This is a genomic window from Acidovorax sp. M2(2025) (genome assembly GCF_049330835.1).
Lineage (GTDB): Bacteria > Pseudomonadota > Gammaproteobacteria > Burkholderiales > Burkholderiaceae_C > Acidovorax.
On record NZ_CP186262.1, the window covers coordinates 4,464,168 to 4,489,514 of the forward strand.

Here is a 25,347-nt window from a genome sequence, read left to right on the forward strand (position 1 = left end):
CCCATCCGGGCCATCGCTGCGCTCGGCCCCAAAGGGCGCAGGCGCTTTGCGCCGCGCGGCGCCAGGCCGAGCGTAGCGATGGCCCGGCTGGCTGTTCGGCTGTCCCACCCCTGCTGGCTGCGCCTGCGGCGGGGCGGTTGCGGGGTGGCACGGGCGTCGGAGCGCCCGTGCTTCGTCAACTGACTCGCCGTGGTTGTCCGAGCGGCGCGCGCCAGCGCAAAGCGAGTTCCACGGCGCACCCCGCAACCGCCCCGCCGCAGGTTTGCCCCGGAGCGCAGCGCAGGGGTCGCAGACTGGGGGTCGCCTTCTCTTTGGTGACTTTCTCTTGGCGAAACAAGAGAAAGTCACCGCGCCGCCGGGCGCGCATCCCGGCTCCCGCCCTCCGCACAAGCACGCCGCCCAGAACCGCGAGCGAGCGATTGCCCCAGCCTCGATACGCTCACCCCGAGCCGGCTACCGGAACCGCAAAACTATCAAAAACATAGCTGCCAGCGCCCTCCAGACAAACGCTAGAGCCCAAAAACACCCAAAACCCTACCCCCGCCCGATCTCCTCCAGACACCCCCGCACCACCCCAGGATCAAACGCCATCTGCACATGCGCCACCCCTTCGACGAAGCGGTGCTCCGCCCCCGCCAACGCCGCCGTGGTCGCCGGGAAGACGATGTTGTCGCAGTTGGAATACCAGCAGGTGAACAGCGCCGCCCGCCCCGCCGGCTCGGCCCGCTGCAGCGCCACCACCCAGTCGCCCGCCAGGCTCATCTGCCGCCCGTTCACGGCCCGGCTGAAGCGGCCCAGCCACGTTCCGCCGTGGGGCGTGCCCAGCGTCAGCACACGGTGCACGCGCCCATCGGCCTGGTGGGCCCGCAGCCACGCCCGCACCGCCAGCCCGCCCATGCTGTGGCACAGCAGCACCGGGGCCTGGCCCGTGGCGGCGGTCACTTGGCGCACGGCGTCCTCGATGATGTTGGCGTACGCGTCGATGGAACCCATCGCCGGCTCCAGGTTCACGGCCACGTGCGCGTGGCCGCGCTCGCGCAGCAGCGGCAGCCAGGGCAGCCACAGCCCGCGGTTGCACATGAAGCCGTGCACCAGCACCACGCCGCGCCGGCCCGTGGGCTGCGCGGGCAGCCAGTCGGGCAGGGCGCGGTGGCGAAACGGCTGGCGCCAGCAGAACACGGCCAGCCCCGTTCGCACCTCGGCCCACCAGGCCGCCAGCACCTGCGGCAGGCGGGCACGGGGGGCCGCGTCACGGCGGTTGGCCGCGTGCATCAGCGCAAACTCCAGCGCCATGACCAGCAGGTAGATGCCCAGCGGCAACGCCGCGCCCAGAACCGCCCGCCCGGGCGACTGCGGCCATTGCCACGCCAGCCAGCCCGCCATGGCGGCCAGGGTGAACAGAACGAAAGCCCTTTGCCAGCGCGCAATCATGGTGTGGTTTTCGGATGGTGTAATGAATGAACGAACAAAGAGAACGCAGCGCCGCATTGTGCGGCCTGCCACCGCACGCAACCGCTGGCGCGACAACCCGCCCCAAGAAAGCCCTCCCATGGATGCCGCCCAGACCATCCGCAACGCCATCGCCGACGTGACCGCGCTGCGCCTGCACCGCGCGGGCGACCCGGCGCTGGGCGCTGCGGTGGGGCACATCAAGACCCTGCAGGCCCGGCGCTTTCGCGGCACCTACGCGGACCTGCTGGCGTCGCCCGCCGCCGGCCCCGCGGCGCGGTTCTTCCTGGAGGAGCTGTACGGCGACAGCGACTACACCGAGCGCGACCACCAGTTCGGCCGCATTGCCGGCACGCTGCAGACGCTGTTTCCCCAGCCCGTGGTGGCCACGGCCGTGGCCCTGGCCGTGCTGCACGCGCAGACCGAGGCGCTGGACCAGGACATGGGCCGGGCCTGGCTGGCGCAGCCGGACGGCGGCCAGGGCCTGAGTCCCGCAGCGCGCTATGCCGCCGCCTGGCGCACCGTGGGCCAGCAGCACGGCCGGCAGGAGCAACTGCAGCGCGTGCAGGCCATGGGCGCTGATCTGGCGCGGCTCACGCGCACGCCGGGATTGCGCACCATGCTGCGCATGATGCGCAGGCCCGCGCAGGCGGCCGGCATGGGCGCGCTGCAGACGTTCCTGGAAGCCGGGTTCGACACTTTCGGCCAGCTTGCCCGCCAGCGCGGCGGCGTGGAGCAGTTCCTGGCCGCCATCGAACAGCGGGAGACCGCGCTGATGGAGCTGCTGTTCCACGCAGCCCCTGTCGCCTGCGAGACCGAACTGGCCCGCACCCTAGGACAAGCCCGGTAACGGGCGGCTCCGGGCGCTTCCACAATCGGTGCCCACCCTTTCACCGGCAAGCCCCTTGGGGGCCGCGGCACCCCGGCACGCGCCTGCAGCGCCCCGGCTGCGCAGCCCCCCGGAGAACAACAAAAGGAACCAAGCGCATGGAAAGAATCTGGCTCAAGAGCTACCCCCCGGGTGTTCCCCACGACGTGCAGCCCGAGCAATACCGCTCTGTAGCCCACCTGTTGGAGGAGTCGTTTCGCAAGCACGCCAGCAGCCCGTTCTCGGTCTGCATGGACCAGTGGATGACCTATGGCGAGCTGGACCGCCGCTCGGCCGCGCTGGGGGCCTACCTGCAGAGCCTGGGCCTCGCGCCCGGTGCGCGCGTGGCCATCATGCTGCCCAACATCCCGCAGTTTGGCGTGACCATGGCCGCCGTGCTGCGCGCGGGCTACACCTGCGTGAACGTGAACCCGCTGTACACCGCGCGCGAACTGGAGCACCAGCTCAAGGACTCGGGCGCCACCGCCATCGTGATCCTGGAGAACTTCGCCCACACGCTGGCCGAGGTGGTGGAGCACACCGCCGTCCAGCATGTGGTGATGGCGTCCATGGGCGACCTGCTGGGCGCCGTGTTCGGCACCTGGATCACGTTTGCCGTGCGCCACCTGGCCAAGATGGTGCCCGCCTACGACCTGCCGCTGACGGGCGGCCGCAAGGTGGTCACCTTCAAGAAGGCGCTGTCGCTGGGCGAGCGCAAGGCCCTCGCGCCCAGCCAGGCCACGCTCGACTCGATTGCCTTCCTGCAGTACACCGGCGGCACCACGGGCCTCTCCAAGGGCGCGGTGCTCACCCACCGCAACATCGTGGCCGCCACGCTGCAGGCCGAGGCCTGGTTCACCCCGGCGCTGGCCAAGATCGGCGACCTCAGCAAGGCCAACTCCATCGCCGCGCTGCCGCTGTACCACATCTTCGCGCTCACGCTGTGCCTGCTGGCCATCCGCCAGGGCTCCAGCCTCACGCTGATCCCCAACCCGCGCGACATACCCAAGTTCATCGCCGAACTCAAGAAGCGCCCCTTCCACATGCTGCCGGCGGTGAACACGCTGTTCAACGCGCTGCTGCAAAACCCGCAGTTCAAGACGCTGGACTTCTCGCACCTGTGCGTGTCGCAGGCCGGGGGCATGGCGGCCAGCGAGGGCACGGCCAAGCAGTGGCAGAAGGTGACCGGCAGCACCATGATCGAAGGCTGGGGCATGAGCGAGACCTGCGCCATCGGCACCAACAACCCGGTGGACAGCACCGAGTTCAGCGGCACCATCGGGCTGCCGCTGCCCGGCATCGACATTGCCATCAAGGACGACGAAGGCAACAGCCTGCCCCAGGGCGCGTCCGGCGAGATCTGCATCCGCGGCCCGAACGTGATGACCGGCTACTACAACCAGCCCGAGGAGAACGCCAAGGCGTTCACCGCCGACGGCTTCATGCGCACGGGCGACGTCGGCATCATGGATGCACGGGGCTTCACCCGCATCATCGACCGCAAGAAGGACATGATCCTGGTGAGCGGCTTCAACGTGTTCCCCAACGAGCTGGAGCAGGTCATCAGCCTGTGCCCGGGCGTGATGGAATGTGCCGCCATCGGCGTGCCGGACGAGAAGCAGGGCGAGTCCATCAAGGTGTTCGTGATCAAGAGCGACCCCGCCCTGACCGAGGACGACGTGATCCGCTACTGCCACGACAACCTCACCGGCTACAAGCGCCCCAAGTACATCGAGTTCCGCGACGAGCTGCCCAAGAGCAACGTGGGCAAGATCCTGCGGCGGCAGTTGAGAGCCGCCCCCTGAGCGCCGCGGCAGCCCCGCCCGGGAGGGCGGCCGCAACGGCCGCTGGCGGAGGCCGGTAGCCACCACACCCCTCTCCCACGCCAGGACGCCTGGCTACCCTGCGCATACAGCGGGCCGCACCCGCGCGCCCGCCGCCGCAGACAGCCCTGCGGCCAGCCACCCTCCCCGGCGGCCACCCGCCACGCCCCCCTCACCAACGCGCTGACGCATACCCCCGTGTTGGGGTTATCACCGAGCAGCAAACGTTTGCGCAAACGTTTGCTTTCGCTATGATCGGCGGGCGACAAGGCAACAGGCTTTGCGCACCCCGGCGTTTTCCCACGCCGGGGGCGCGGCCTTCGCGCCACTGTCGGTTGCCTTCGTCCACCATTCCAACCTGGAGACAGACACCATGCAGTTCACCCGCCGTTCCCTTCAAACCGCCGCCGCCCTTGCCGTCCTGGGCGGCATGCTGGCCAGCCCGGCCATCGCGCAGGACAAGCCCAAGATCGCCTTGGTCATGAAGTCGCTGGCCAACGAGTTCTTCCGCACCATGGAAGACGGCGCCAAGGCGCACCAGAAGGCGCACGCCAGCGAGTACACGCTGGTGGCCAACGGCATCAAGAACGAGACCGACACCGCCGCGCAGATCAAGATGGTCGAGCAGGCCGTGGCACAGAAGGCCAGCGCCATCGTGCTGGCCCCGGCCGATTCCAAGGCCCTGGTGCCCGCCGTCAAGGCTGCCATCGACAAAGGCGTGATCGTGGTCAACATCGACAACCAGCTCGATGCCGATGCGCTCAAGGAAAAGAACATCACCGTGCCCTTCGTGGGCCCCGACAACCGCGCCGGCGCCAAGCTGGTGGGCGACTACCTGGCCAAGAGCCTGAAGGCCGGCGACAAGGTGGGCATCATCGAAGGTGTTTCCACCACCTTCAACGCGCAGCAGCGCACCCTGGGCTTCCAGGACGCCATGAAGGCCGCCAATATCACCGTGGTGGGCGTGCAGTCCGGCCAGTGGGAGATTGAAAAGGGCAACACCGTGGCCGCCGGCATGCTGCGCGAGCACCCCGACCTGGTGGCCCTGCTGGCCGGCAACGACAGCATGGCGCTGGGCGCCGTGGCCGCCGTGAAGGCCGCCGGCAAGACCGGCAAGGTGCAGGTGGTGGGCTACGACAACATCAACGCCATCAAGCCCATGCTCAAGGACGGCCGCGTGCTGGCCACCGCCGACCAGTACGCCGCCAAGCAGGCCGTGTTCGGCATCGAGCTGGCCCAGAAGGCCCTGGCCGCCAAGACGCCCCAGAACCAACTGCCCGCCACGGTGAAGACCGACGTGGTGCTGGTGACCAAGGACAGCAAGTAAGCCCTGCCGGGTCGGCATCTGCCCCTTCGAAACCGTTCACGCTGAGCCAGTCGAAGCGCCGCGCGAGGCTCTGACAAGCCCGTCCTGGACCCGCCCCAGGGGAGCGCTGCATTAGCGCCCCGGCTTCGACAGGCTCAGCCCGAACGGTGGGGGCACTGCCTCTCGAGACACAACATTCAGCCCATGCCCGCGACGCCCACGACCCAACCGCCCACCCCGCTGCTGTGCATCGACGCGGTGGGCAAGGACTACAGCGCCACCACCGTGCTCGACGGCGTGACGCTGGCGCTCAACGCGGGCGAGGTGCTGGCGCTCACCGGCGAGAACGGCGCGGGCAAGAGCACGCTGTCCAAGATCGTCTGCGGGCTCACGCCCGCCACGCGCGGCGGCATGCGGCTGGCGGGGCAGACCTTTGCCCCGGCCTCGCGCCGCGAGGCCGAGCAGCACGGCGTGCGCATGGTGATGCAGGAGCTGGGCCTGGTGCCCACGCTCACGGTGGCCGAGAACCTGCTGCTGGGCCGCCTGCCGAACCGCGCAGGCTGGCTGCAGCGCGACGTGCTGCATGCCGCGGCGCGCACGCAGCTGGCCAAGATCGGCCTGGAATCCATCGACCCGGCCACGCCGGTGTCGCAGCTGGGCATCGGCCAGCAGCAGATGGTGGAGATCGCCCGCAACCTGCAGGACGACACGCGCATCCTGGTGCTGGACGAGCCCACGGCCATGCTCACGCCGCGCGAGACCACGTACCTCTTCGACCAGATCGCGCGGCTCACGGCCCGGGGCGTGGCCATCGTGTACGTGTCGCACCGGCTTGAAGAGCTGCGCCGCATCGCCGACCGCGTGGCCGTGCTGCGCGACGGCCGGCTGGTGGACGTGCTGCCCATGGCCGGCCTGTCTGAAGACGACCTGGTGCGCCGCATGGTGGGCCGTTCCGTCAACGACCTGGAGCACCGCCCGCGCCGCCCCGCCGGCCCGGTGGTGATGGACGTGCACGGCATCGGCCGCGGCACAGCCGTGCAGGACGTGAACCTTTCGCTGCGCGCGGGCGAAGTCTTCGGCGTGGCGGGCCTGGTGGGCTCGGGCCGCACCGAGCTGGTCCGCCTGCTGTTCGGCGCCGACCGCGCCGACCGGGGCAGCATCACGCTGCACGCACCAGAATTTGAATCAAATCAGCCTCCAGCGCTTGATGGACAAGCGCAAGCAGCTATACAAACAATAGCAAAAACAAAGATCCCCCGGGGCTTTGCCTCGCCCCTGGCGGCCATCCGCGCCGGCATCGGCCTGGTGACCGAGGACCGCAAGTCGCAGGGCTTGCTGCTGGCCCAGCCCATCCGCGTCAACGCCACGCTGTCCGACCTGTCGGCCGTTTCGCGCGGCGGCTGGCTGCAGCGGGCGCTGGAGCACCGGCTGGTGCAAGGCTTCGTGCGCACGCTCAGCATCCGCTGCAAGAGCGGCGAGCAGCCCGTGGGCCAGCTGTCGGGCGGCAACCAGCAAAAGGTCGTGTTCGCCCGCTGGCTGCACCGCCCCGTGCGCGTGCTGCTGCTGGACGAGCCCACGCGCGGCGTGGACGTGGGCGCGCGCGCCGAGATCTACGCCGAGCTGGACCGCATGGCCGGCGAGGGCCGGGCGCTGCTCATGGTGTCGTCCGACCTGCGCGAACTCATGGCCATGGCCGACCGCATCGGCGTGATGAGCGCCGGCCGCCTGGTGGCCGTGTTCGAGCGCGGCCAGTGGTCCGAGCAGTCGCTGCTGGCCGCCGCGTTCTCCGACATGGCGGGCCGCGCCGCGGCATCCGCCGCCCCCTCTTCCCCTGCCTCCCCCGCACCTTCTTCCGCCAACGCATGAACGCCGCAGCCTCCTCCTCCCCCGCCTCGCCCGCCCCCCGCGCCACGCCGGTGTGGCGCAGCCAGCTGGGCACCTACCTCGGGCTGCTGGCCGTGCTGGCCGGCATGGTGGGCCTGTTTTCGTGGCTGTCCGAATTCTTCTGGAGCACCGAGACCTTCGTCACCATCGCCAACGAGATCCCGGCCCTGGCCGTGATGGCCGTGGGCATGACCTTCGTGCTCATCATCGCGGGCATCGACCTGTCGGTCGGCTCGGTGATGGCGCTGTCGGCCGCCACGTCTGCCGCCGCCATCCTGCAGTGGGGCTGGACGGTGCCCGCCGCCGCCGCACTGGCCCTGGCCACGGGCCTGGTGTGCGGCACCATCACGGGCGCCATCTCGGTGGCCTGGCGGCTGCCCTCGTTCATCGTCTCGCTGGGCATGCTGGAAGCCGTGCGCGGCAGCGCCTACCTGGTGACCGACTCGCGCACGCAGTACGTGGGCGACGCCATCTCGTGGTTGGCCGCGCCGTTCTTCGGCGGCGTCTCGGTGGCCTTCCTGATCGCACTGGTGCTGGTGGTGGTGGCGCAGATGGTGCTCACGCGCACGGTGTTCGGCCGCTCGGTGGTGGGCATCGGCACCAACGAGGAAGCCATGCGCCTGGCCGGCGTGGACCCGCGCCCGGTGCGCATCATCGTGTTTGCGCTCACCGGCCTGCTGGCAGGGCTGGCGGGCCTCATGCAATCGGCGCGCCTGGAAGCGGCCGACCCCAATGCTGGCACCGGCATGGAGCTGCAGGTGATCGCCGCCGTGGTGATCGGCGGCACCAGCCTCATGGGCGGGCGCGGCTCGGTGGTGACCACCGCGTTCGGCGTGCTGATCATCGCGGTGCTCGAAGCCGGCCTGGCCCAGGTGGGCGCCAGCGAACCCAGCAAGCGCATCATCACGGGCTGCGTGATCGTGGCCGCCGTCATCGTTGACACGCTGCGCCAGCGCCGCGCCGCGGCCTGAGCATCACGCCCCTCTTTGCACCGCATTCCGTCATTCCTTTCCCATGGCCACTATCAAGGACGTTGCGCGCCACGCCGAAGTCTCGGTCACCACGGTGTCGCACGTGGTCAACGGCACGCGCCGCGTGAGCCCCGAGGGCCGCGCGCGCGTCGAGGCCGCCATCCGCGCCCTGGGCTATGTGCCCAGCGCCATTGCGCGCAGCCTCAAGAGCAACAACACGCGCACGCTGGGCATGCTGATCCCCAACAGCTCCAACCCGTACTTCGCGGAGATCGTTCACAGCGTGGAGGACCGCTGCTTCGGCGCGGGCTACAACGTCATCCTGTGCAACACCAACGACGAGGCGCACCGCCAGGGCAGCTACCTGCAGGTGCTGGCCGAGCGGCGCATCGACGGGCTGATCGTCGTCTCCACCGGCCATGACGCCACGCTGCCCACGCAGCTGGCGGGCTTGTCCATCCCCACCGTGCTGGTGGACCGCGAGATCGAGATCGCCGAGCAGCCCTGCGACCTGGTCGAGACCGCGCACATGCAGGGCGGCCAGCTGGCCACCCGCCACCTGCTGGAGCAGGGCCACCGCCGCATCGCCTGCATCGGCGGGCCAGTGGGGCTGCCGCCCAGCGAGCAGCGCATCGCCGGCTGGCGCGCCGCGCTGGCCGAGGCCGGCTGCGGCCACGGCGACGGCCTGCTGTGGCACGGCAACTTCACGAGCCAGGGCGGCTACGACGCCATGCACGCCGTGCTGCGCGCGCCCGAGCCCCCCACCGCCGTCTTCGTCTGCAACGACCTCATGGCCATGGGCGCGCTGTGCGCCGCGCACGAGCGCGGCCTGCGCGTGCCCGAGGCGCTGTCCATCGTGGGCTTTGACGACATCGAGCTGGCCGCCTTCACCAGCCCGCCGCTCACCACCGTGGCCCAGCCCAAGCAGCGCATTGGCGCGCTGGCGGTGGACATGCTGCTCGAGCGCATCGACGGCAAGCGCCAGGAGGCGCGCCAGGTGATGCTGCAACCCGAGCTGCGCGTGCGGGCCTCCACCGCCCGCGCCCCCGGAGGCGCGGCATGAGCACGACGAACGCCCCCCGCATCGCCGTGGTCGGCAGCCTGAACATGGACTTGGTGCTGCAGGTACAGCACGCCCCCGGACCGGGCGAGACCGTGCTGGCCGACGCGCTGCACCTGGTGTCCGGCGGCAAGGGCGGCAACCAGGCCGTGGCCTGTGCGCGCCAGGGCGCCCAGGTGGCGCTGTTCGGCCGCCTGGGCAACGACGGCTACGGCCACACGCTGCGCGCCGGGCTCGACGCCGACGGTATCGACCACCGCGGCGTGCAGACCGATGCCGAGACCACCACCGGCGTGGCCGCCATCACCGTGGAGGCCACGGGCCAGAACCGCATCGTGGTGGTGCCCGGCGCCAACGGGCGCTTCGTGCTCGACCCGGTGGCGCTGGGCGCTGCCCTGGAGGGCGCGGGCGGGCTGGTGGTGCAGCTCGAGACGCCCATGCCCCAGGTCGTGGCCGCCGCGCAGCAGGCCCACGCCGCGGGCTGCCCGGTGGTGCTCAACCCCTCGCCCATCCAGCCCCTGCCCGACGCGCTGTGGCCGCTGGTGCACACGCTGGTGGTCAACGAGGTCGAGGCCGCAGCCCTGGCCGGCGTGGCGGTGGCCACGCCCCAGGACGCCGCCGCCGCCGCACAGGCGCTGCGCGGCCGGGGCCCGGCGCAGGTCGTGGTTACCCTGGGCGCCGCCGGTGCCGTGGCGGCCGACGCCGCAGGCTGCCGCTACCACCCCGGCCTCGCCGTGCAGGCCGTGGACACCACCGCCGCCGGCGACACCTTCCTGGGCGCGCTGGCCGTGGCCCTTGCGCGCGGCGAGCCGCTCGATGCCGGCGTGCGCGAAGGCATCCGCGCGTCGGCCCTTTGCGTCACCCAACCCGGCGCGCAGCCCTCCATCCCCACCCGCGCCGCCGTGGCGCAAAGCCCCCAACCGCCCGCCTGGAGCCCCCTGTGAAACGCACCCCCCTGCTGCACGCCGAACTCTCCCACGCCATCGCCAGCCTGGGCCACGGCGACATGCTGGTCATCGGCGACGTGGGCCTGCCCATCCCGCCCGGCCCGCGGCGCATCGACCTGGCCCTGACCCCCGGCATCCCGGCCGTGGCGGACGTGCTGCGCGTGGTGCTGGCGGAGATGCAGGTCGAAAGCGCACTGATCGCCACCGAGGCCGTGGAGCGCAGCGGCGGCACGCTGCCCGCCTGGTGCGCCCTGCCCATGGAGCCCCAGGCGGTCCCGCACGAGGAATTCAAGCGCCGCACGCAGCAGGCGCGCGTGATGGTGCGCACGGGCGAGTGCACGCCGTACGCCAACGTGATCCTGGTGGCCGGCGTCACGTTCTGACGTTTTGATACAGCCCGGGCCCGCAGCGGGCCTGGGCGTTGCGGGTTTTGGAGAACGCCCCGCGCCGCGCAGCTGCGGTACGCTGGGCCGTCACCGCCCTTCTACCCCATGCCCAGCTCCGCGCCCCACGATCTGCTCCCCCCCGAAATCACCGTCCTGGAACGCGGCTGGCTGTCGGCCAACAACATCCTCTTTGCCGGCCACCGGGACACCGCCCTGGTCGACACGGGCTACTGCACCCATGCGGCGCAGACCGTGGAACTGGTGCGCAACGCCCTGGGCGGCCGCCCCCTCGACCGCGTGCTCAACACCCACCTGCACAGCGACCATTGCGGCGGCAACGCCGCGCTGCAGCAGGCCTGGCCGGGGGTGCTCACCGCCATCCCGCCCGGGCAGGCCGACCATGTGCGGCAATGGGACGCCTATGCCCTGAGCTACACACCCACCGGGCAGGAATGCCCGCCCTTTCGCGCCGACACCTTGCTCATGCCGGGCTCCTGCGTGCTGCTGGGAGACAAGCCCTGGCAGGTGCACGCCGCGCCGGGGCACGATCCGCATTCGGTGGTGCTGTTCAACCCGCAGGACCGGGTGCTGATCTCTGCCGACGCGCTGTGGGAAAACGGATTCGGCGTGGTGTTTCCCGAGCTGGAGGGCGACGATGCCTTCGCCGCCGTCGCAGCCACGCTGGACTTGATCGAGCGGCTCGCCCCGCGCGTGGTGATCCCGGGCCACGGCCCGGTGTTTGCCGACGCCCCGCGCGCCATCGACGCCGCCCGCCGCCGGCTGGACGGCTTTGTACGCAACCCGTCCAAACACGCGCTCTACGCCGCCAAGGTGCTGCTGAAATACAAGTTGCTGGAATGGCAGCAGATCCGCATGGACGACCTCACCGCCTGGGCGCAGGCCACGCCGTATTTCGGCATGCTGCACCGCCGGCATTTTGGCGACAGCCCGCAGCCAATGTGGCTGCAAAGCCTGGCCGATGAACTGGTGCGCTCCGGCGCGGCCCTGCGCGAGGGCGACACGCTGCACAACGTGTGACAGCGGCCGAGGAAGCGCCATGAAGCCTTGGGAAGTGCCGGGCAGCGCCCCGGCGCAGGCCCGGCGGCCCTTGGCGGAATCAGATCAAAAAAGCCTGATTAGCGACCTACCTCAGACGCTTTCTCTTCCCCACCCGTTCGGGCTGAGCCTGTCGAAGCCTTGCACGCGCGCTGCAAGCCCTGGCTTCGACGGGCTCAGCCCGAACGGATGGAGGGGTATTTGAGACAAGTAACTAATCAGGCAAAAAGCACTCCAGCGCTTTATGGCAAAGCGCTGGAAGCTATTATTTTGATAGCAATTTACCTCAGGGCAGGTCCTTGTTCACCTCGGGCGCCGCTGCGTCGCGCGGGCCGATGGTGCCCAGGCGGCTCTTGAGGGACTGCGGCTGGCCGGTGAGCAGGGCCGCGTAGTTGGTGGTGTTGGCCAGCACCTTCTTCACGTAGTCGCGCGTTTCCGCGAAAGGCACGTTCTCGGCCCAGATGGCGGCCTCGAGCACGGGCCCGTTGCGCCAGTTGCGGGGGCGGCCGGGGCCGGCGTTGTAGGCCGCGGCGGCCAGCGGCATGGAGCCGGCAAAGTCGTCCAGCGCAAGCTTGAGGTAGGCGGTGCCGATGGTGATGTTGGTGTCGCGGTCGCCCAGCTGGTCCGGCGTGAAGTTGGGCAGGCCGATCTTCTTGGCCGTCCAGCGTGCCGTCGCGGGCATGACCTGCATGAGGCCCGAGGCCCCCACATGCGAGCGCGCGTCCATGATGAAGCGGCTTTCCTGGCGGATCAGGCCGTAGACGTAGGCCGGGTCCAGCCCGATGCCGCTGGCGCGCTCCACCACGGTCTGGCGGAACGGCGTGGGAAAGCGCTGCGAACTCTCGACCACGCTCTTGGTGCGCTCGCTGGTGTTGATGCAGCGGTCCCAGACCTCGCGCTGGCAGGCGAAGTCGGCGGCCGCCAGCAGTTCGCGGTCGCCCATGCCGCCGCTCTGGTGCAGGTTGGTGGTGTAGTTCCACTCGCGCACGCCTTCGCCGCGCAGGCCCAGCAGGATGGCGTACAGCGCGCGGTTCAGCCCGGGGTTGGCCCGCGCGGCGGCCTTTTCCTCGGCCGTGAGCGGCGCCGGTGCCGGGGGCACGGTGACGCGCTGGCCCAACTCCTCCAGCGCCAGCTGTTCATAGAAGCCGCGCGTGCCGGCAATGCCTTCGAGCAGCTGGCGCGCTTCGGCACGCTCGGCGTCCGTCACGCGGCCCGACAGCAGCGCGCGCGCCTTCCAGTACACCCAGGTGCTGTCCTGGCGGGCCTCGGGGCTCATCGCGTCGATGGCCTTGCCCACGGTTTTCCACTGGCTGGCGCGCAGGGCGGCGCGCACCTTCCAGCCCAGCAGGTCGTCGTTCAGGTCGCTGTCCTTGGTGACGTTGGCAAAGTAGCCCGCCGCATCGGCGGAGAGCTTCTGGGCCGCCGCCTTGCCGATCACGCCCCAGGTCCAGTTGCGCTCTTCGGGCGAGAGGTGCACGCCCCACTTGTTGTCCAGCTGGTAGGCGGCGCCGTCGGGGTCGCTGCCGGCCAGCTTGACCAGGGCCAGCACCACCAGCTCCTGCCGCACCTTGCCCCGCGCCGTGGCGCGGGCATGCAGGTATTTGCTGGGGGCATCGAGCACGTCCTTCACCTGCGGCAGCGATTCGGGCGACACGATTTCCACGGCGCTGCGCACCACGCGGGGCCGGTTGGCGTCCGCGCCCAGCCGGGCCTTGCGCCAGATGTCCAGCGCGCTCAGCTTCTTGGCGCTGTACAGCTCGCCCGCGGCATGGGTGCAGCCGTCGTCGGCGTCGCGCAGCGCATACCAGGTGCTGCGCACGTCGTCGGGCAGCGCGGCCGGGGCCGTGCCGCGCAGGTGGTCGATCAGCAGCGCGTAGCAGCGCACTTCGCGGTCGTCCGACATGCGGTACTGGGCGTGCTGTTCGGCAAACTGCGCCCAGTCCCGCCGCTGGCCCAGCAGCAGCAGCCAGTCGTTGCGCAGGCGGTCTTCCTGGTAGGTGCCGGCGTAGCGCTGCAGGAAGGCCTGGATCTCCTGCGGCGAGGCCTCGGCCAGGCGCAGCTTCAGCTCCCAGTACGCGGCCCAGGGCTCCAGCACATGGCCGCGCGCCGCGGGCAGCAACTGCTCCAGCTTCTTGCGGTCCCCCTTGCGGAAGGCCTGGTGCATCTCCACAAGGGTGTCGTCGCCCCGGTTTTGCGCCAGGGCGAGCGGGGCGGCAGCGGCCAGCACGCCAGCGGCCACAAGGGGTGTCAGAATGGCTCTGAGTAATTGCATGGGGGAATTATCGGATGGACAAAGCAGCCCTTCGTCGGGCGTTGGTAGAAGAACGCCTGAACTTGCCCGACCGCCTACAACGGGCCGACCTGTTACAACAGGTGATGCGCATCTGGCTGGTGAACCGGCCCGACACCGTGATCGGCGCCTACTGGCCCATCAAGGGCGAGTTCGACCCCCTGCCCGCCCTGCACCGCTGGAAGGAGGATGGCGAGCTGCTGGACGAACCGCTGCGCCGCCGCATCGGCCTGCCCGTGGTGAACAAGCAGCACAAGACCCTGACCTTCCACGCGTGGTACCCCGGCTGCCCGATGGAGGAAGACGCCTACGGCATTCCCAAGCCCAAGGACACGGAAGTCATCGTGCCCACGCTGCTGTTCGTGCCCTGCGTGGGCTACGGCCCGGGCGGGTACCGGCTGGGCTATGGCGGCGGCTTCTACGACCGCACGCTGGCCACACTGCAGCCCCGGCCGTTCACCGTGGGGCTGGGCTTTACCAACGGCTTCATCGATGACTTCGAGCCGGAGGATTTCGACATGCCGCTGGATGCCATCCTGAATGACAACGGGGTGGTCTGGCCTGTATAGGAGGCCCCCCCCTGAGCGGCTGCGCCGCTTCCCCCCGGAGGGGGGACGCCGCCAGTGGCCTGGCAAAGCCAGTTCCACGGCGGCCCTGGCCTCGGGCGCGCCAGTTGCAACGCGTGCGTGCGAGAGATCCTCTGGCTGGAAGTTCTGAGGCGAACGCGTCCCAGAGTCGCCTTGCATCTTGCCCGGGGTGACGCCGCCAGCGGCCTGGCAAAGCCAGTTCCACGGCGGCCCTGGCCTCGGGCGCGCCAGTTGCAACGCGTGCGTGCGAGAGATCCTCTGGCTGGAAGTTCTGAGGCGAACGCGTCCCAGAGTCGCCTTGCATCTTGCCCGGGGTGACGCCGCCAGTGGCCTGGCAAAGCCAGTTCCACGGCGGCCCTGGCCTCGGGCGCGCCAGTTGCAACGCGTGCGTGCGAGAGATCCTCTGGCTGGAAGTTCTGAGGCGAACGCGTCCCAGAGTCGCCTTGCATCTTGCCCGGGGTGACGCCGCCAGCGGCCTGGCAAAGCCAGTTCCACGGCGGCCCTGGCCCCGGGCGTGCCGATAGCAACGCCTGCGTGCGGTGGCGACCTCAGACCGCGTTTACGTTCTCAGGCAGGCAGTTCTGACGCAAACGCGTAGCACTCGGCGTCGGCCGCACGGCGCTTGCAGGCGTACATGGCGCGGTCGGCGGCGCGCAACAGGTCGGCCAGCGCGGCGCCGTCTGCGGGGTGGCAGGCGATGCCCAGGCTCATGCCCACCGTGAGCGAGCGGCCTTCGAACACCACCGGCTGCACCGCGCTGGCGGCCATGCGGCGGGCCATGCCGGCGATCACGTCGCGCGGGGGCGCCCCCGCCACCAGCACCGCAAACTCATCGCCGCCCAGGCGCGCCACCAGGTCGTCGGCGCGCAGCTGGGTGCGCAGGCGCTGCACCATGGCCACCAGCACGGCGTCGCCGGCAGCGTGGCCGTGGGTGTCGTTCACGCCCTTGAATCCGTCCAGGTCCAGCAGGATCAGGGCAAACGGCTGGCCGTCGCGAAGGGCCGCCTCGGCCCGCTGCGTGAGGCCGGCCCGGTTGGCGGCGCCGGTCAGCGCATCGGTGCCCAGCGCCTCCACAAGCTCCTGCGTGCGCACGGTGAGCGCCTCTTCCGAGTTGCGCAGCAGCCGCACGCGCGAGGCCATGGCCGCCGCGAACACGATGGACTCGGCCACCAGCACGGTCTGCGTCAGGTCCATCTGCCCCGGCGTCCAGGCCATCCAGCCCCAGCTGGCCACGATGATGGCGCAGATGCCCACCAGCAGCAGCGCCACGCCCGCGCAGTACAGCACCGCCGGCCAGTAGCGCCGGCGCATGGCCGTCACCGCGCCCGCCACCAGCACCACGGTGGACAGCATCACCGAGGCCTGCACCATGCGGAACAGCCACAGCGGGTTGGCGCCCACCAGCCCGTAGACCGTGGCCAGCCCCAGCGCCGCCACCATGGCCAGCACCACCTTGTCCAGGCGCGGCGCGAAATACGACAGGCGCAGCAGGCTGCGCCCGAACATCAGCTTGGAGATGGCCCACAGCGGCGGCGCCACGGCATAGAAGAACTCCGCCGCCGCCGGCCAGTGGGCAAACGGGTAGCGCAACGTGTGGCCGTTGAAGCCCGCCAGCGCCAGCAGCGCGCCCGCGCACGACACCAGGTACCACACGTAGATGCTCTCGCGGAACACCAGCAGCATCACCGTGCTGAACACCACCAGGCCCATGAGCAGGCCATAGCACACGCCGTCGAACATGCGCTTGTCCTGCGTGGCCTGCAGGTAGTCCGGCAGGTCCCACACGCGCGCGGCGTAGAAGCGGGCAAAGGTGGATTCCACCCGGAAGTACACCGTGTACACCCCGGCATCGGGCAGCTGGAAGCGCCAGGCCATCTGCTCGGACGCTGCGGGCCGCGTGGCCCAGGGGTGGCGCATGCCCGTGACCACCGGCTCGGCCAGCGCGCGGCCCTCGCTGTCGTAGGGGCCGTAAAACCGCAGCTCGTGGGTGGACACGGTGGGCACCAGCAGCAGCCACTCGCGCAGGGCGTCGGCCGGGTCCGCCAGCTGCAGGCGCAGGCGGAACCACAGCACCCGGTCGGACTCGGCGCCCTTGAGCGGGTTGTCGGGGTAGGCAAAGCGGTCGGCGTTGCGCGGGTCGCGCACGGCCTCGATGTCCAGGTTGCGCGCCGTGTCCTCCCACACGCCCATGTAGGGCACCACCAGCATGCCGCCCGCGTGCCGGGCCACCGGTGCGGGCACATCCCGCGGGGCCGGGGGCTGCCCCCCTTGTGCGGCCGCGGCCAGGCAGGCCGCCCCCGCCAGCGCGCACAGCAACGCCCGCCCCAGCCGCCGCAGTAGCGGGCCGGGCCACGGCAAGGCCAGGACAAGAACGGAGAGCAACAGGCGCGTCATCGCAACGGAGGCCCCGCCGGGCGGCGCCGGCAAGGGTGCATACAGGACACCGCAAAAGCGGCCGATTGTGCCCGACGGGCGGCCTGCGCCGCGCCGTTGCCCCAGGGCCCGGCCGGGGCTTTGATGCGTGCAGCGCATCAAACAGCGGGCCAATCGGCATTGAAGCCACGCCGGGGCCGGCGGTAGGATGCAGCTCCCTTTCGCTCCGCCCCTTCATCCACCCGCCCCCGGCGCTTTTTCACCATGCTCAAGCTCTACATCGGCAACAAGAACTACTCGTCCTGGTCCATGCGCCCCTGGGTGCTGCTGCGCCAGGCCGGCATCGCGTTCGAGGAAGTGCGCGTGCGCTTTGACAGCTTCGACGCCGGCTCGGAATTCAAGCGCGCCATCGGCCCCGTGAGCCCCACCGGCAAGGTGCCGGCGCTGGTCGACGGCGGCCTGGTGGTCTGGGACACGCTGGCCATCGCCGAGTACGTGGCCGAGACCCACCCCGACCGGCACCTCTGGCCCCAGGACACCGCTGCGCGCGCCCGCGCCCGCAGCGTCTGCGCCGAGATGCACAGCGGCTTTACCGCCCTGCGCAGCCACTGCCCCATGAACATCGAGGCGAACCTTGCCGACACCGGCGCCCTGATCTGGCGCGACAAGGCCGGCGTGCGCGCCGACGTGCAGCGCCTGGTGGACATGTGGAGCGCCCTGCTGCAGGAGCACGGCGGCCCGCTGCTGTTCGGCAAGGCGTTCACGGTGGCCGATGCCTACTTCGCCCCCGTGTGCATGCGCCTGCACACCTACGGCCTGCCCGTGCCGCCCCACATCGCCGCCTACGTGCAGCGCGTGCGCGAACTGCCGGGCGTGAAGGCTTGGATCGACGAGGCCCTGGCCGAGAAGGACTTCCTGGACTTCGAGGAGCCCTACCGCCTGCGCCGCACGGAAGGCTGAGCCGCGCCATGGCCGTCACCATCTACCTGCGCTACGTGCTCAACACGAGCAAGCTCAAGGAGTTCGAGCACTACGGAAAGCTGTGGATCCCGCTGGTCGAGAAGTTCGGCGGCCAGCACCACGGCTATTTCCTGCCCAGCGAAGGGGCCAACAACATCGCGCTGGCGCTGTTCACGTTCGACAGCCTCGCAGCCTACGAGGTGTACCGCGAACGGTCGATGCAGGACGCCGAATGCCAGGCGGCCTTCCGCTACGCCGAGGAAACCGGGTGCATCGTGAGCTACGAGCGGAGCTTTTTCCGGCCGGTGTTCCGCTGATCGCCGGGCGCTCTGTCCCGCTCCGGCGAAGGCTGTCGAAACGCCGCACGCGTTTCGGCGGGCCTACCGAAACTGCTTGCGCAAGAACGCCTTGTGCCGCGCAATGTGCGCCAGCTGGGCCGGCGCCACGCTGCCGCCCAGGTCTTCGTCTTCGACATTGAGCACCTGGTTGGCGTAGGCCAGCGCGCGGGCCACCACCTCCTGCTCGCTCAGGCCCTGCTGCGCGGCCAGGTCCAGCGCCACGCGGCGCATGGCGCGCTGCGAGAGCATCCACATCGCGCCAAACGCGTCCCAAGCGGCGGCCGCTTCCTTGAACTTGTCGCGCTCGGCCAGGATTTCATTGAGCGGCTTGGCCAGGATCTCCTGCAGATCGTCCACCTGCGCCTGCAGGGCCTCGAACTGCGCCTCGCGCTGCAGCGCCTCGGCCGCCGCGTTGGCAGCGGCGTCCGGCGGCGTGGGCACAGGCACGCTGCCGTCGGGGTTGAGCTGGGCGATGGTGAGCGAGGAGGACAGGGACATAGGCCATCGAGAATACCGCGCACCGGGGCCAGGTTCTACACTGCCCCCATGCAAATCTACATGGTGGGGGGCGCCGTGCGCGACCAGCTGCTCGGCCGCCCCGTGAACGATCACGACTGGGTGGTGGTGGGCGCCAGGCCCGAGCAGATGCTGGCCCAGGGCTACCTGCCCGTGGGGCGCGACTTTCCCGTCTTCTTGCACCCCGAAACCCGCGAGGAATACGCACTGGCGCGCACCGAGCGCAAGAGCGGGCGCGGCTACCGGGGCTTTGTGGTGCAAAGCTCGCCCGACGTGACGCTGGAGGAAGACCTCTCGCGGCGCGACCTTACTATCAATGCGATAGCTGCCAGCGCAGATGGGATAAGCGCTGGAGCCGTTTTTGACCCATATAACGGCGCGCAAGACCTGCACAACCGCGTGCTGCGCCACGTGACCGACGCCTTCCGCGAGGACCCGGTGCGCATCCTGCGCGTGGCGCGGTTTGCCGCGCGCTTCACCGATTTCACCGTGGCCCCCGAGACCATGCAGCTCATGCGCGAAATGGTGGCCCATGGCGAGGCGGACCACCTGGTGGCCGAGCGCGTCTGGCAGGAGCTGGCGCGCGGGCTGATGGAAGAAAAGCCCTCGCGCATGTTCGAGGTGCTGCGCGACTGCGGCGCGCTGGCCGTGCTGCTGCCCGAGGTGGCGCGCCTGTGGGGTGTGCCGCAGCGCGCCGACTACCACCCTGAGGTGGACACGGGCGTGCACCTGATGATGGTGCTGGACATGGCGGCGCGGCTCTCGGCGCCGCTCGCCGTGCGCTTTGCCTGCCTGGCGCACGACCTGGGCAAGGGCACCACCCCGGCCCACGTGCTGCCGCGCCACATCGGCCATGAAGAGCGCAGCGCAGACCTGTTGAAGGACGTGGCCGAGCGCCTGCGCGTGCCCGTGGACTGCCGCGAGACGGCCGAGGTGGTGGCCCGCGAGCACGGCCACGTCCACCGCAGCGGCGACCTCTCGCCCGCCGCCTTGGTGCGCCTGCTGGAGCGCTGCGACGCGCTGCGCAAGCCCGCGCGCTTTGCCGACGTGCTGCTCGCCTGCGAATGCGACGCGCGCGGGCGGCTGGGCTTTGAGGAGGCGCCCTACCCCCAGCGCCCGCGCCTGCTGGCGGTGCTGGCGGCGGCGCAGTCGGTGGTCACGCGCGACATCGCTGCGCAAGCGGCCGCGCGGGGCCAGGCCGGCCCGCAGGTAGGCGCGCTGATCCACAACGCACGGGTGCAGGCGGTGGCGCAGTGGCTGCAGCATCAGCCGCCGCAGCCGCCTGCGGCCTAGAACGTCTTCACGATCTCAGCGGCGCGCGCCTGCCGGTGCGCCGCTGCGGCAGCGCTACGAGCGCTACCAGCGCAGCCAGCGCGGCCCGGCCAGGGCGCCCAGCGCGGTAGGGATCGCCATGCCCGCCACGTACCACACGGCCAGGAAGGGCGCGGCCATCTCGGGGCAGTGCAGCGCGTACACCAGCGTGGCCAGCGCCCCCGCCAGCAAGCCCGCGCCGGCCCCGGCCCAGGCCGGCCGGGTCGGCGCGCCCCCGCGCAGCGCCCAGAAGGAGGCAGCGAACGCGGGCACCGACAGCAGCGCGATGTTGAACGGGCAGGTGCGCCAGGTCTGGCCCAGGAGGAGCGGCATCCGCTCGCCCGGTGCCGCCTGCAGCAGCGCCACCAGCGCCATGCCCCACACCACCAGCAGCGGGAGCGCCAGCCACCGCGCCGTGCGCCCTGCGGCCAGGCCGGGCCGGGCCAGGCGGCGCAGCAACGCCAGCCCCGCCGCGGCCAATGCGCCGGCGAAGGCCAGCTTGCCCCAGAACATGGGCAGGTCCAAGGCCTGCGCCAGATCGGGCCGCACCCCGAACTGCCAGGCCAGCAGCCCGCCCGCCCCTGCAAGGCCCGCCAGCACCGCCAGGGCCAGGCGCCGCTCGATGGCGTTCGACGGCGCTGGCTGCGCACCAGCGGCCAGCAGTTGGATCAAGTCATCGGTTCTCATCCCATTCCCCTGAGCTTGGCGGCCAGGGCCTTCAGCCCCCGGTGCACGCCGACTTTGACGGCCGACTCCGACAGGCCGGTGCGCTGCGCCGTCTCCACCACCGACAGGCCTTCGAGCTTCATGTGCACGATGGGCAGGCGCTGGCGGTCCGGCAGCAGCCCCAGCAGCTGGCCCAGGTCGCGCCGCGCCTCGGCCGCATCGCTGTCGCTGGTGGCGAACAGCGCGTCGGCGTTGTCGTCCAGCGGCTCGTGCCGCGCCTCCCGGGCCGCATGCGCACGCAGCCAGTCGATGAGCTTGTAGCGCGCAATGGCGTGCGCCCAGGCCGTGACGGGCATGTCGCTGCGGTAGGTGTGGCGCTGGTTGTGCACCGCGAGCAGGGTCTCCTGCACCAGGTCCTCCACTTCATCCGGCCGCTGCGCCAGGCGGCGGCGCAGGAACGCGCGCAGGTGGGCACTCAACTCCTTCAGAAATCGCTGGTAGGCCCCGGCGTCGCCGTCCAGCCCCTGCAGCAGTAGCCCTCGCAGCCGCTCTTCTATGTCCATGGACTCTCCCAGGGGGTATTCGTCTTCGGAGGCTCGCAGGTTACAGCCCCGGCAAAAAAATTCTCCTCGCCGTTGTCCCGCCCGCTGTAACCGGGCGCGCGGCCAGGGCGAATTACAGCGCAGATCGGACGCGCCGGGCAGCTGGCAGCAGCGAGCCGCGGCGCAACGGTCTTCCCGCAACCATCCACACCTTTATTGGAGAACTTTCATGACGACCACCCGCACCCTCAGCCTCGGCGCCCTGGCCCTGTCCGCCCTGGCCACCAGCGCCGCCTTTGCCCAAACCCAGCCGGCCGACGCCGCCAAGCCCGCCATGGAGAAGTGCTACGGCGTGTCGATGGCCGGCAAGAACGACTGCGCCGCCGGCCCCGGCACCACCTGCGCAGGTACGTCCAAGATGGACTACCAGGGCAACGCGTGGAAGTTCGTGCCCGCAGGCACCTGCACCACCCTCAAGACGCCCAAGGGCATGGGCTCGCTCGCGCCCATGAAGTCCTGATCGACCAGGACCGTTGACGCCATGGCGCCCCTGCTCACCGCCGGCCTGGGCCTCAAACCCCAGCACTACGCCGAGGCCCTGGACTGCACGGCCCCCGGCCTGTGGTGGGAGGTGCACCCGGAGAACTACTTTGCCGACGGCGGGCCGCGCCTGGCGTGGCTGGAGGCCATCCGCGCGCGCCACCCCGTGGCGCTGCACGGCGTGTCGCTGTCGCTGGCGGCGGACGCGCCGCCCGACGCGGCGCACCTGGCCCGCCTGGCCGCGCTGGCCCACCGGGTGGAGCCCGCCCTCGTGTCCGAGCACCTGGCCTGGTCCGCCTGGCGCGGGCACTACCTGCCCGACCTGCTGCCCTTCCCGCGCACGCAGGCCGCGCTGCACCGCATCGCGGGCAACATCGGCCGCGCGCAGGATGCGCTGGGGCGGCCCCTGGCCATCGAGAACCCCACGCACTATCTGCACATCGACGGGCACGACTGGGCAGAAGCCGAATTCCTGGCCGAACTGGTGCGCCGCACCGGCTGCGCCCTGCTGCTGGACGTGAACAACGTGTACCTCAGCGCCCACAACCTGGGCTTCAATGCGCGTCAGTACCTGGACGCCTTTCCGCTGCACGCCGTGGCCGAGATCCACCTCGCGGGCCACCGTGCGGACCCGGCGCTCGGCGACGCGCTGCTCATCGACAGCCACGACGCGCCCGTGGTGCCCGCCGTGTGGGCGCTGTACCAGCGCGTGATCAAGCACACCGGCCCCGTGCCCACGCTCATCGAGCGCGACGGCAACCTGCCAGCGCTCGGCACGTTGCTGGACGAACGCCGCCAGGCCCACCACGCGCTGGCCGCCACGGAGACAGCGCCATGCGCCTGAGCACCTTCCAGGACGGCTTTTCGGCGGCGCTTTGGGCGCGCGACGTGGGCGAAGCCGCCGCCGCGCACGCCCCGTGGATCGCTGCGTTGCAGGCCCAGCCGGGCTTTGCCGTGTACCGCAACACGGTGCTGCAAGCCTGTATCGACGCCCTGCAGGCCAGCTACCCCACGGTGTGCCAGCTGGTGGGCGAAAACTGGTTCCGTGCCGCAGCGGCCGTATACGCCCGTGCCGAGCCGCCAGACCATGGCGCACTGGTGGAATACGGCGCCGGGTTCGCGGACTTCCTCGCAGGGTTTGCACCCGCTGCCGGCCTGCCCTACCTGGGCGCCGTGGCGCGCCTGGACCGGTGCTGGACCGAATGCCACCTGGCGGCCGATGCGCCCGCGCTGAACCGTACGGGCTGGGCCCGGCAAGACGCCCGCGCGCTCGCCGCGCTGCACCTGCGCCCCCACCCCGCGGCGCGCTGGGCCTGGTGCGCCGACCATCCCGCCTACCGCCTGTGGCAACACCACCGCGAAGGCCTGCCATGGGGTGACTCCCTGCCCTGGGTGGGTGATGGCGGCCTGCTCGCCCGCCCCCAGGCCGCTGTGGCCTGGTGCGCACTGCCGCTGGCGGGCTGTGTGCTGCTGGACGCTTGTGCGGCTGGCGAGCCCCTGGAGGCCGCCGCCACGCGCGCGCTGACGGCCGACCCGGGCACCGATTTCACGCAACTGCTGGGCACTCTGCTCGACGCCGGCGCGCTGGCCGTGCTCCGCCCCGACCGCCCCCCGACTTCCCCCGCGGAGACACCATGAACACGACCACTTCTCCCCTTCCCGCAGCCGCCGCGCCCGCCCTGCGCGGCCTGCTGGCCCGGCTGGCCTGCACCGCCGCCTGGCTCACCCCCCACAGCCTGCTGGCGCTGGTGAACCGCGTGGCCGTCGCGGCCATCTTCTGGCTTTCGGCCCGGACCAAGGTCGAAGGCTGGTTCACCATTTCCGGCAGCGCCTACGCGCTGTTCCGCGAGGAGTACCGGCTGCCCTGGCTGCCGCCCGAGCTGGCGGCGCAGCTGGCCACGGTGGCCGAACACGGCTTTGCGGTGCTGCTGGTGCTGGGCCTGTTCACGCGCCTGTCGGCGCTGGGGCTGCTGGGGATGACGCTGGTGATCCAGGTGTTCGTCTACCCCGACGCCTGGCCCACGCACCTGTCGTGGGCGGGGCTGATGCTGTACCTGGCGGGGCGCGGCGCCGGCGCCATGTCGCTGGACCGCCTGCTGGGGATCCGCTAAACCGCTGGGCCGCCGGATCAGCGCACCGCCGTGCGCACCCAGCGCACGATGTCCGCTGCGCCCAAGGCGCCCGAGATGCGCGCCACCTCGTGCCCCTGCTGGAACAGCACCATGGTGGGAATGCTGCGGATCGCATGGCGCGCCGCCAGAGCCTGGTGCTCCTCGGTGTTGAGCTTGGCCAGGCGCACCTGCGGCTCAAGCTCCCGCGCGGCCTGCGCAAAAGCCGGCGCCATCTGGCGGCAAGGCCCGCACCAGGGCGCCCAAAAGTCCACCAGCACGGGGACGTGGCTTTTGGCCACCTGCTTGTCAAAACCCGCCGCGTCCAGCTCCACCGGCGTGCCGGTGAACAAAGGGCGGTGGCACTGGCCGCAGTCCGGCGCCTTGCCCAGGTCGGCGCTTTGCACCCGGTTGGTGGTGTGGCAGTGGGGGCAAACGATGTGCAGGGCTTCGGACATGGTGAACGCGGCGGGGAGAGGTTCTGATGCCTTGCAGATGCGGTGCGCGCGCCGTGTTTCAAGGGCGGCGGGGCCGGCACGTAGGGCGCCGCCGCCGCGGCGATCTCACTTTTTCTTACCTGTCGCGCCCGCAGCCTCTGCTAAGGTTTGCGCATGCGGCTGCTCCCCCTTTTGACCCCCGCCCACGCGCTTTTCCTCGACTTTGACGGCACGCTCACCGAACTGGCCCCGCGTCCGGACGCTGTCCGCATCGCCTCCGGCCTGGTGCCCACCCTGGCAGCGTTGCACGACCAGCTGGGCGGCGCGCTCGCCATCGTGACGGGCCGGCCCGAGGCCGACATCGACGGCTTTCTCGCCCCGCTGCGCCTGCCGCTGGCCAGCGAACATGGCGCCCAGTACCGCCTGGGCGACACCGCCGTGCCGGCCGTCACCCCCCCGGACCTGGAGCCCGTGCTGCGCATGGCCGAGGGCCTGGCCGCGCAGTACCCCGGCCTGCTGGTGGAGCGCAAACGGGCCAGCGTGGCGCTGCACTACCGGCTGGTCCCCCACCTGGAGGCGCTGTGCCACGACGCGCTGGCCAGCGTGGTGCGCCACCTGGACGGCGTGGAACTGCTGCGCGGCAAATGCGTGCTGGAAGCCAAGCCGCGCGGCGTCCACAAGGGCCAGGCGATCCTGGACTTCATGACCCAGCAGCCCTTTGCGGGCCGCGTGCCCGTGTTCGTGGGGGACGACGTGACGGACGAAGCGGGCTTTGCCGCCGTGCAGGCGCTGGGCGGCTGGGGCATCAAGGTGGGCGAGGGCTCCACCATGGCGCAGCACCGCTGCATGACGCCTGCGGCCCTTCGCGGCTGGCTCTCCGCCGCGCGCACGCAGTGGGGCCCGCCGTCGCTGGCCCGCAGCCGGTAAGA

Annotated in this window: 25 protein-coding genes; 18 read left to right on the forward strand and 7 right to left on the reverse strand. The window is 70.9% G+C overall.

Translation table 11 applies throughout. From position 1 onward, the window contains the following. Window positions 1-534: 534 nt before the first annotated feature. Window positions 535-1,431, reverse strand: coding sequence for an esterase/lipase family protein (locus ACOYR3_RS20490; RefSeq protein ID WP_422844140.1), 897 nt, complete (start codon window positions 1,429-1,431; stop codon window positions 535-537). A 118-nt stretch (window positions 1,432-1,549) separates the two neighbouring features. On the opposite strand from ACOYR3_RS20490, the gene ACOYR3_RS20495 reads away from it, so the two are divergent. From ACOYR3_RS20495 to ACOYR3_RS20535, 9 genes are all read left to right on the forward strand, one after another. After that, window positions 1,550-2,299 carry an FFLEELY motif protein gene (locus ACOYR3_RS20495; RefSeq protein ID WP_422844141.1) on the forward strand — a complete coding sequence of 250 codons (750 nt, stop codon included), beginning with the start codon at window positions 1,550-1,552 and terminating at the stop codon, window positions 2,297-2,299. Between the two features lie 137 nt (window positions 2,300-2,436). After that, window positions 2,437-4,122, forward strand: coding sequence for an AMP-binding protein (locus tag ACOYR3_RS20500; protein WP_422844142.1), 1,686 nt, complete (start codon window positions 2,437-2,439; stop codon window positions 4,120-4,122). Between the two features lie 391 nt (window positions 4,123-4,513). Next, the gene (locus ACOYR3_RS20505; RefSeq protein WP_422844143.1) at window positions 4,514-5,467 is read left to right on the forward strand and encodes a sugar ABC transporter substrate-binding protein; all 954 of its coding nucleotides are present in this window, start codon (window positions 4,514-4,516) and stop codon (window positions 5,465-5,467) included. Between the two features lie 183 nt (window positions 5,468-5,650). Next, window positions 5,651-7,312, forward strand: coding sequence for a sugar ABC transporter ATP-binding protein (locus ACOYR3_RS20510; RefSeq protein ID WP_422844144.1), 1,662 nt, complete (start codon window positions 5,651-5,653; stop codon window positions 7,310-7,312). Continuing rightward, window positions 7,309-8,301 (forward strand): ABC transporter permease, encoded by a 993-nt coding sequence (locus ACOYR3_RS20515; protein WP_422844145.1) that lies wholly within the window; start codon window positions 7,309-7,311, stop codon window positions 8,299-8,301. The genes ACOYR3_RS20510 and ACOYR3_RS20515 overlap by 4 nt, the downstream gene beginning before the upstream one ends. A 43-nt stretch (window positions 8,302-8,344) precedes the next feature. Beyond that, on the forward strand, window positions 8,345-9,364 hold the full coding sequence (locus tag ACOYR3_RS20520; RefSeq protein ID WP_422844146.1) for a LacI family DNA-binding transcriptional regulator: 1,020 nt from the start codon (window positions 8,345-8,347) through the stop codon (window positions 9,362-9,364). Continuing rightward, window positions 9,361-10,305, forward strand: coding sequence for a ribokinase (locus ACOYR3_RS20525; RefSeq protein WP_422844147.1), 945 nt, complete (start codon window positions 9,361-9,363; stop codon window positions 10,303-10,305). Before ACOYR3_RS20520 ends, ACOYR3_RS20525 begins: the two co-directional genes overlap by 4 nt. Next, window positions 10,302-10,691, forward strand: coding sequence for a D-ribose pyranase (rbsD, locus tag ACOYR3_RS20530; protein WP_422844148.1), 390 nt, complete (start codon window positions 10,302-10,304; stop codon window positions 10,689-10,691). Before ACOYR3_RS20525 ends, rbsD begins: the two co-directional genes overlap by 4 nt. A gap of 108 nt (window positions 10,692-10,799) precedes the next feature. Next, window positions 10,800-11,732, forward strand: coding sequence for an MBL fold metallo-hydrolase (locus ACOYR3_RS20535; protein ID WP_422844149.1), 933 nt, complete (start codon window positions 10,800-10,802; stop codon window positions 11,730-11,732). 304 nt (window positions 11,733-12,036) lie between these two features. Here the strand turns inward: ACOYR3_RS20535 and ACOYR3_RS20540 are convergent, their stop codons facing one another. Further along, a complete protein-coding gene (locus ACOYR3_RS20540) occupies window positions 12,037-14,022 on the reverse strand; it encodes a transglycosylase SLT domain-containing protein (RefSeq protein WP_422844150.1) in 1,986 nt (661 codons plus the stop codon). 14 nt (window positions 14,023-14,036) lie between these two features. Between ACOYR3_RS20540 and ACOYR3_RS20545 the strand changes: the two genes are divergently transcribed. Further along, the gene (locus ACOYR3_RS20545; RefSeq protein ID WP_422844151.1) at window positions 14,037-14,609 is read left to right on the forward strand and encodes a 5-formyltetrahydrofolate cyclo-ligase; all 573 of its coding nucleotides are present in this window, start codon (window positions 14,037-14,039) and stop codon (window positions 14,607-14,609) included. Between the two features lie 585 nt (window positions 14,610-15,194). Here ACOYR3_RS20545 and ACOYR3_RS20550 read toward each other — a convergent pair. Further along, a complete protein-coding gene (locus tag ACOYR3_RS20550) occupies window positions 15,195-17,009 on the reverse strand; it encodes a diguanylate cyclase domain-containing protein (RefSeq protein WP_422844152.1) in 1,815 nt (604 codons plus the stop codon). A gap of 255 nt (window positions 17,010-17,264) precedes the next feature. On the opposite strand from ACOYR3_RS20550, the gene ACOYR3_RS20555 reads away from it, so the two are divergent. Then, on the forward strand, window positions 17,265-17,960 hold the full coding sequence (locus ACOYR3_RS20555; protein ID WP_422844153.1) for a glutathione S-transferase family protein: 696 nt from the start codon (window positions 17,265-17,267) through the stop codon (window positions 17,958-17,960). An 8-nt stretch (window positions 17,961-17,968) separates the two neighbouring features. Continuing rightward, a complete protein-coding gene (locus tag ACOYR3_RS20560) occupies window positions 17,969-18,277 on the forward strand; it encodes an NIPSNAP family protein (protein WP_422844154.1) in 309 nt (102 codons plus the stop codon). A gap of 63 nt (window positions 18,278-18,340) precedes the next feature. Here ACOYR3_RS20560 and ACOYR3_RS20565 read toward each other — a convergent pair whose 3' ends face one another. Beyond that, window positions 18,341-18,796: a hypothetical protein gene (locus ACOYR3_RS20565; protein WP_422844155.1), complete on the reverse strand. Its 456-nt coding sequence runs from the start codon at window positions 18,794-18,796 to the stop codon at window positions 18,341-18,343. A 48-nt stretch (window positions 18,797-18,844) separates the two neighbouring features. Here ACOYR3_RS20565 and ACOYR3_RS20570 point away from each other — a divergent pair, with 48 nt between their 5' ends. Continuing rightward, window positions 18,845-20,107, forward strand: coding sequence for a multifunctional CCA addition/repair protein (locus tag ACOYR3_RS20570; protein WP_422844156.1), 1,263 nt, complete (start codon window positions 18,845-18,847; stop codon window positions 20,105-20,107). Window positions 20,108-20,170: 63 nt separating this feature from the next. Here the strand turns inward: ACOYR3_RS20570 and ACOYR3_RS20575 are convergent, their stop codons facing one another. Both ACOYR3_RS20575 and ACOYR3_RS20580 read right to left on the reverse strand, forming a co-directional pair. After that, window positions 20,171-20,812 (reverse strand): NrsF family protein, encoded by a 642-nt coding sequence (locus tag ACOYR3_RS20575; RefSeq protein ID WP_422844157.1) that lies wholly within the window; start codon window positions 20,810-20,812, stop codon window positions 20,171-20,173. Next, the gene (locus ACOYR3_RS20580) at window positions 20,809-21,354 is read right to left on the reverse strand and encodes a sigma-70 family RNA polymerase sigma factor (RefSeq protein ID WP_422844158.1); all 546 of its coding nucleotides are present in this window, start codon (window positions 21,352-21,354) and stop codon (window positions 20,809-20,811) included. The genes ACOYR3_RS20575 and ACOYR3_RS20580 overlap by 4 nt, the downstream gene beginning before the upstream one ends. A 208-nt stretch (window positions 21,355-21,562) precedes the next feature. Between ACOYR3_RS20580 and ACOYR3_RS20585 the strand changes: the two genes are divergently transcribed. From ACOYR3_RS20585 to ACOYR3_RS20600, 4 genes are read left to right on the forward strand one after another with little or no spacing between them, the layout of a single operon-like run. After that, window positions 21,563-21,853 (forward strand): DUF2282 domain-containing protein, encoded by a 291-nt coding sequence (locus ACOYR3_RS20585; protein ID WP_422844159.1) that lies wholly within the window; start codon window positions 21,563-21,565, stop codon window positions 21,851-21,853. A 21-nt stretch (window positions 21,854-21,874) separates the two neighbouring features. Then, a complete protein-coding gene (locus tag ACOYR3_RS20590) occupies window positions 21,875-22,717 on the forward strand; it encodes a DUF692 domain-containing protein (RefSeq protein WP_422844160.1) in 843 nt (280 codons plus the stop codon). Beyond that, window positions 22,708-23,511, forward strand: a complete 804-nt coding sequence (locus ACOYR3_RS20595) for a DNA-binding domain-containing protein (RefSeq protein ID WP_422844161.1) — start codon at window positions 22,708-22,710, stop codon at window positions 23,509-23,511. Before ACOYR3_RS20590 ends, ACOYR3_RS20595 begins: the two co-directional genes overlap by 10 nt. Beyond that, entirely contained in the window at window positions 23,508-23,984 is a 477-nt protein-coding gene (locus ACOYR3_RS20600; RefSeq protein WP_422844162.1) for a DoxX family protein, read from the forward strand. Before ACOYR3_RS20595 ends, ACOYR3_RS20600 begins: the two co-directional genes overlap by 4 nt. 17 nt (window positions 23,985-24,001) lie before the next feature. Here ACOYR3_RS20600 and trxC read toward each other — a convergent pair whose 3' ends face one another. Then, complete coding sequence (gene trxC / locus ACOYR3_RS20605; protein ID WP_422844163.1) at window positions 24,002-24,439, reverse strand: thioredoxin TrxC; 438 nt, start codon at window positions 24,437-24,439, stop codon at window positions 24,002-24,004. A gap of 153 nt (window positions 24,440-24,592) precedes the next feature. Here trxC and otsB point away from each other — a divergent pair, with 153 nt between their 5' ends. After that, entirely contained in the window at window positions 24,593-25,345 is a 753-nt protein-coding gene (gene otsB, locus ACOYR3_RS20610; protein WP_422844164.1) for a trehalose-phosphatase, read from the forward strand. Window positions 25,346-25,347: the final 2 nt, after the last annotated feature.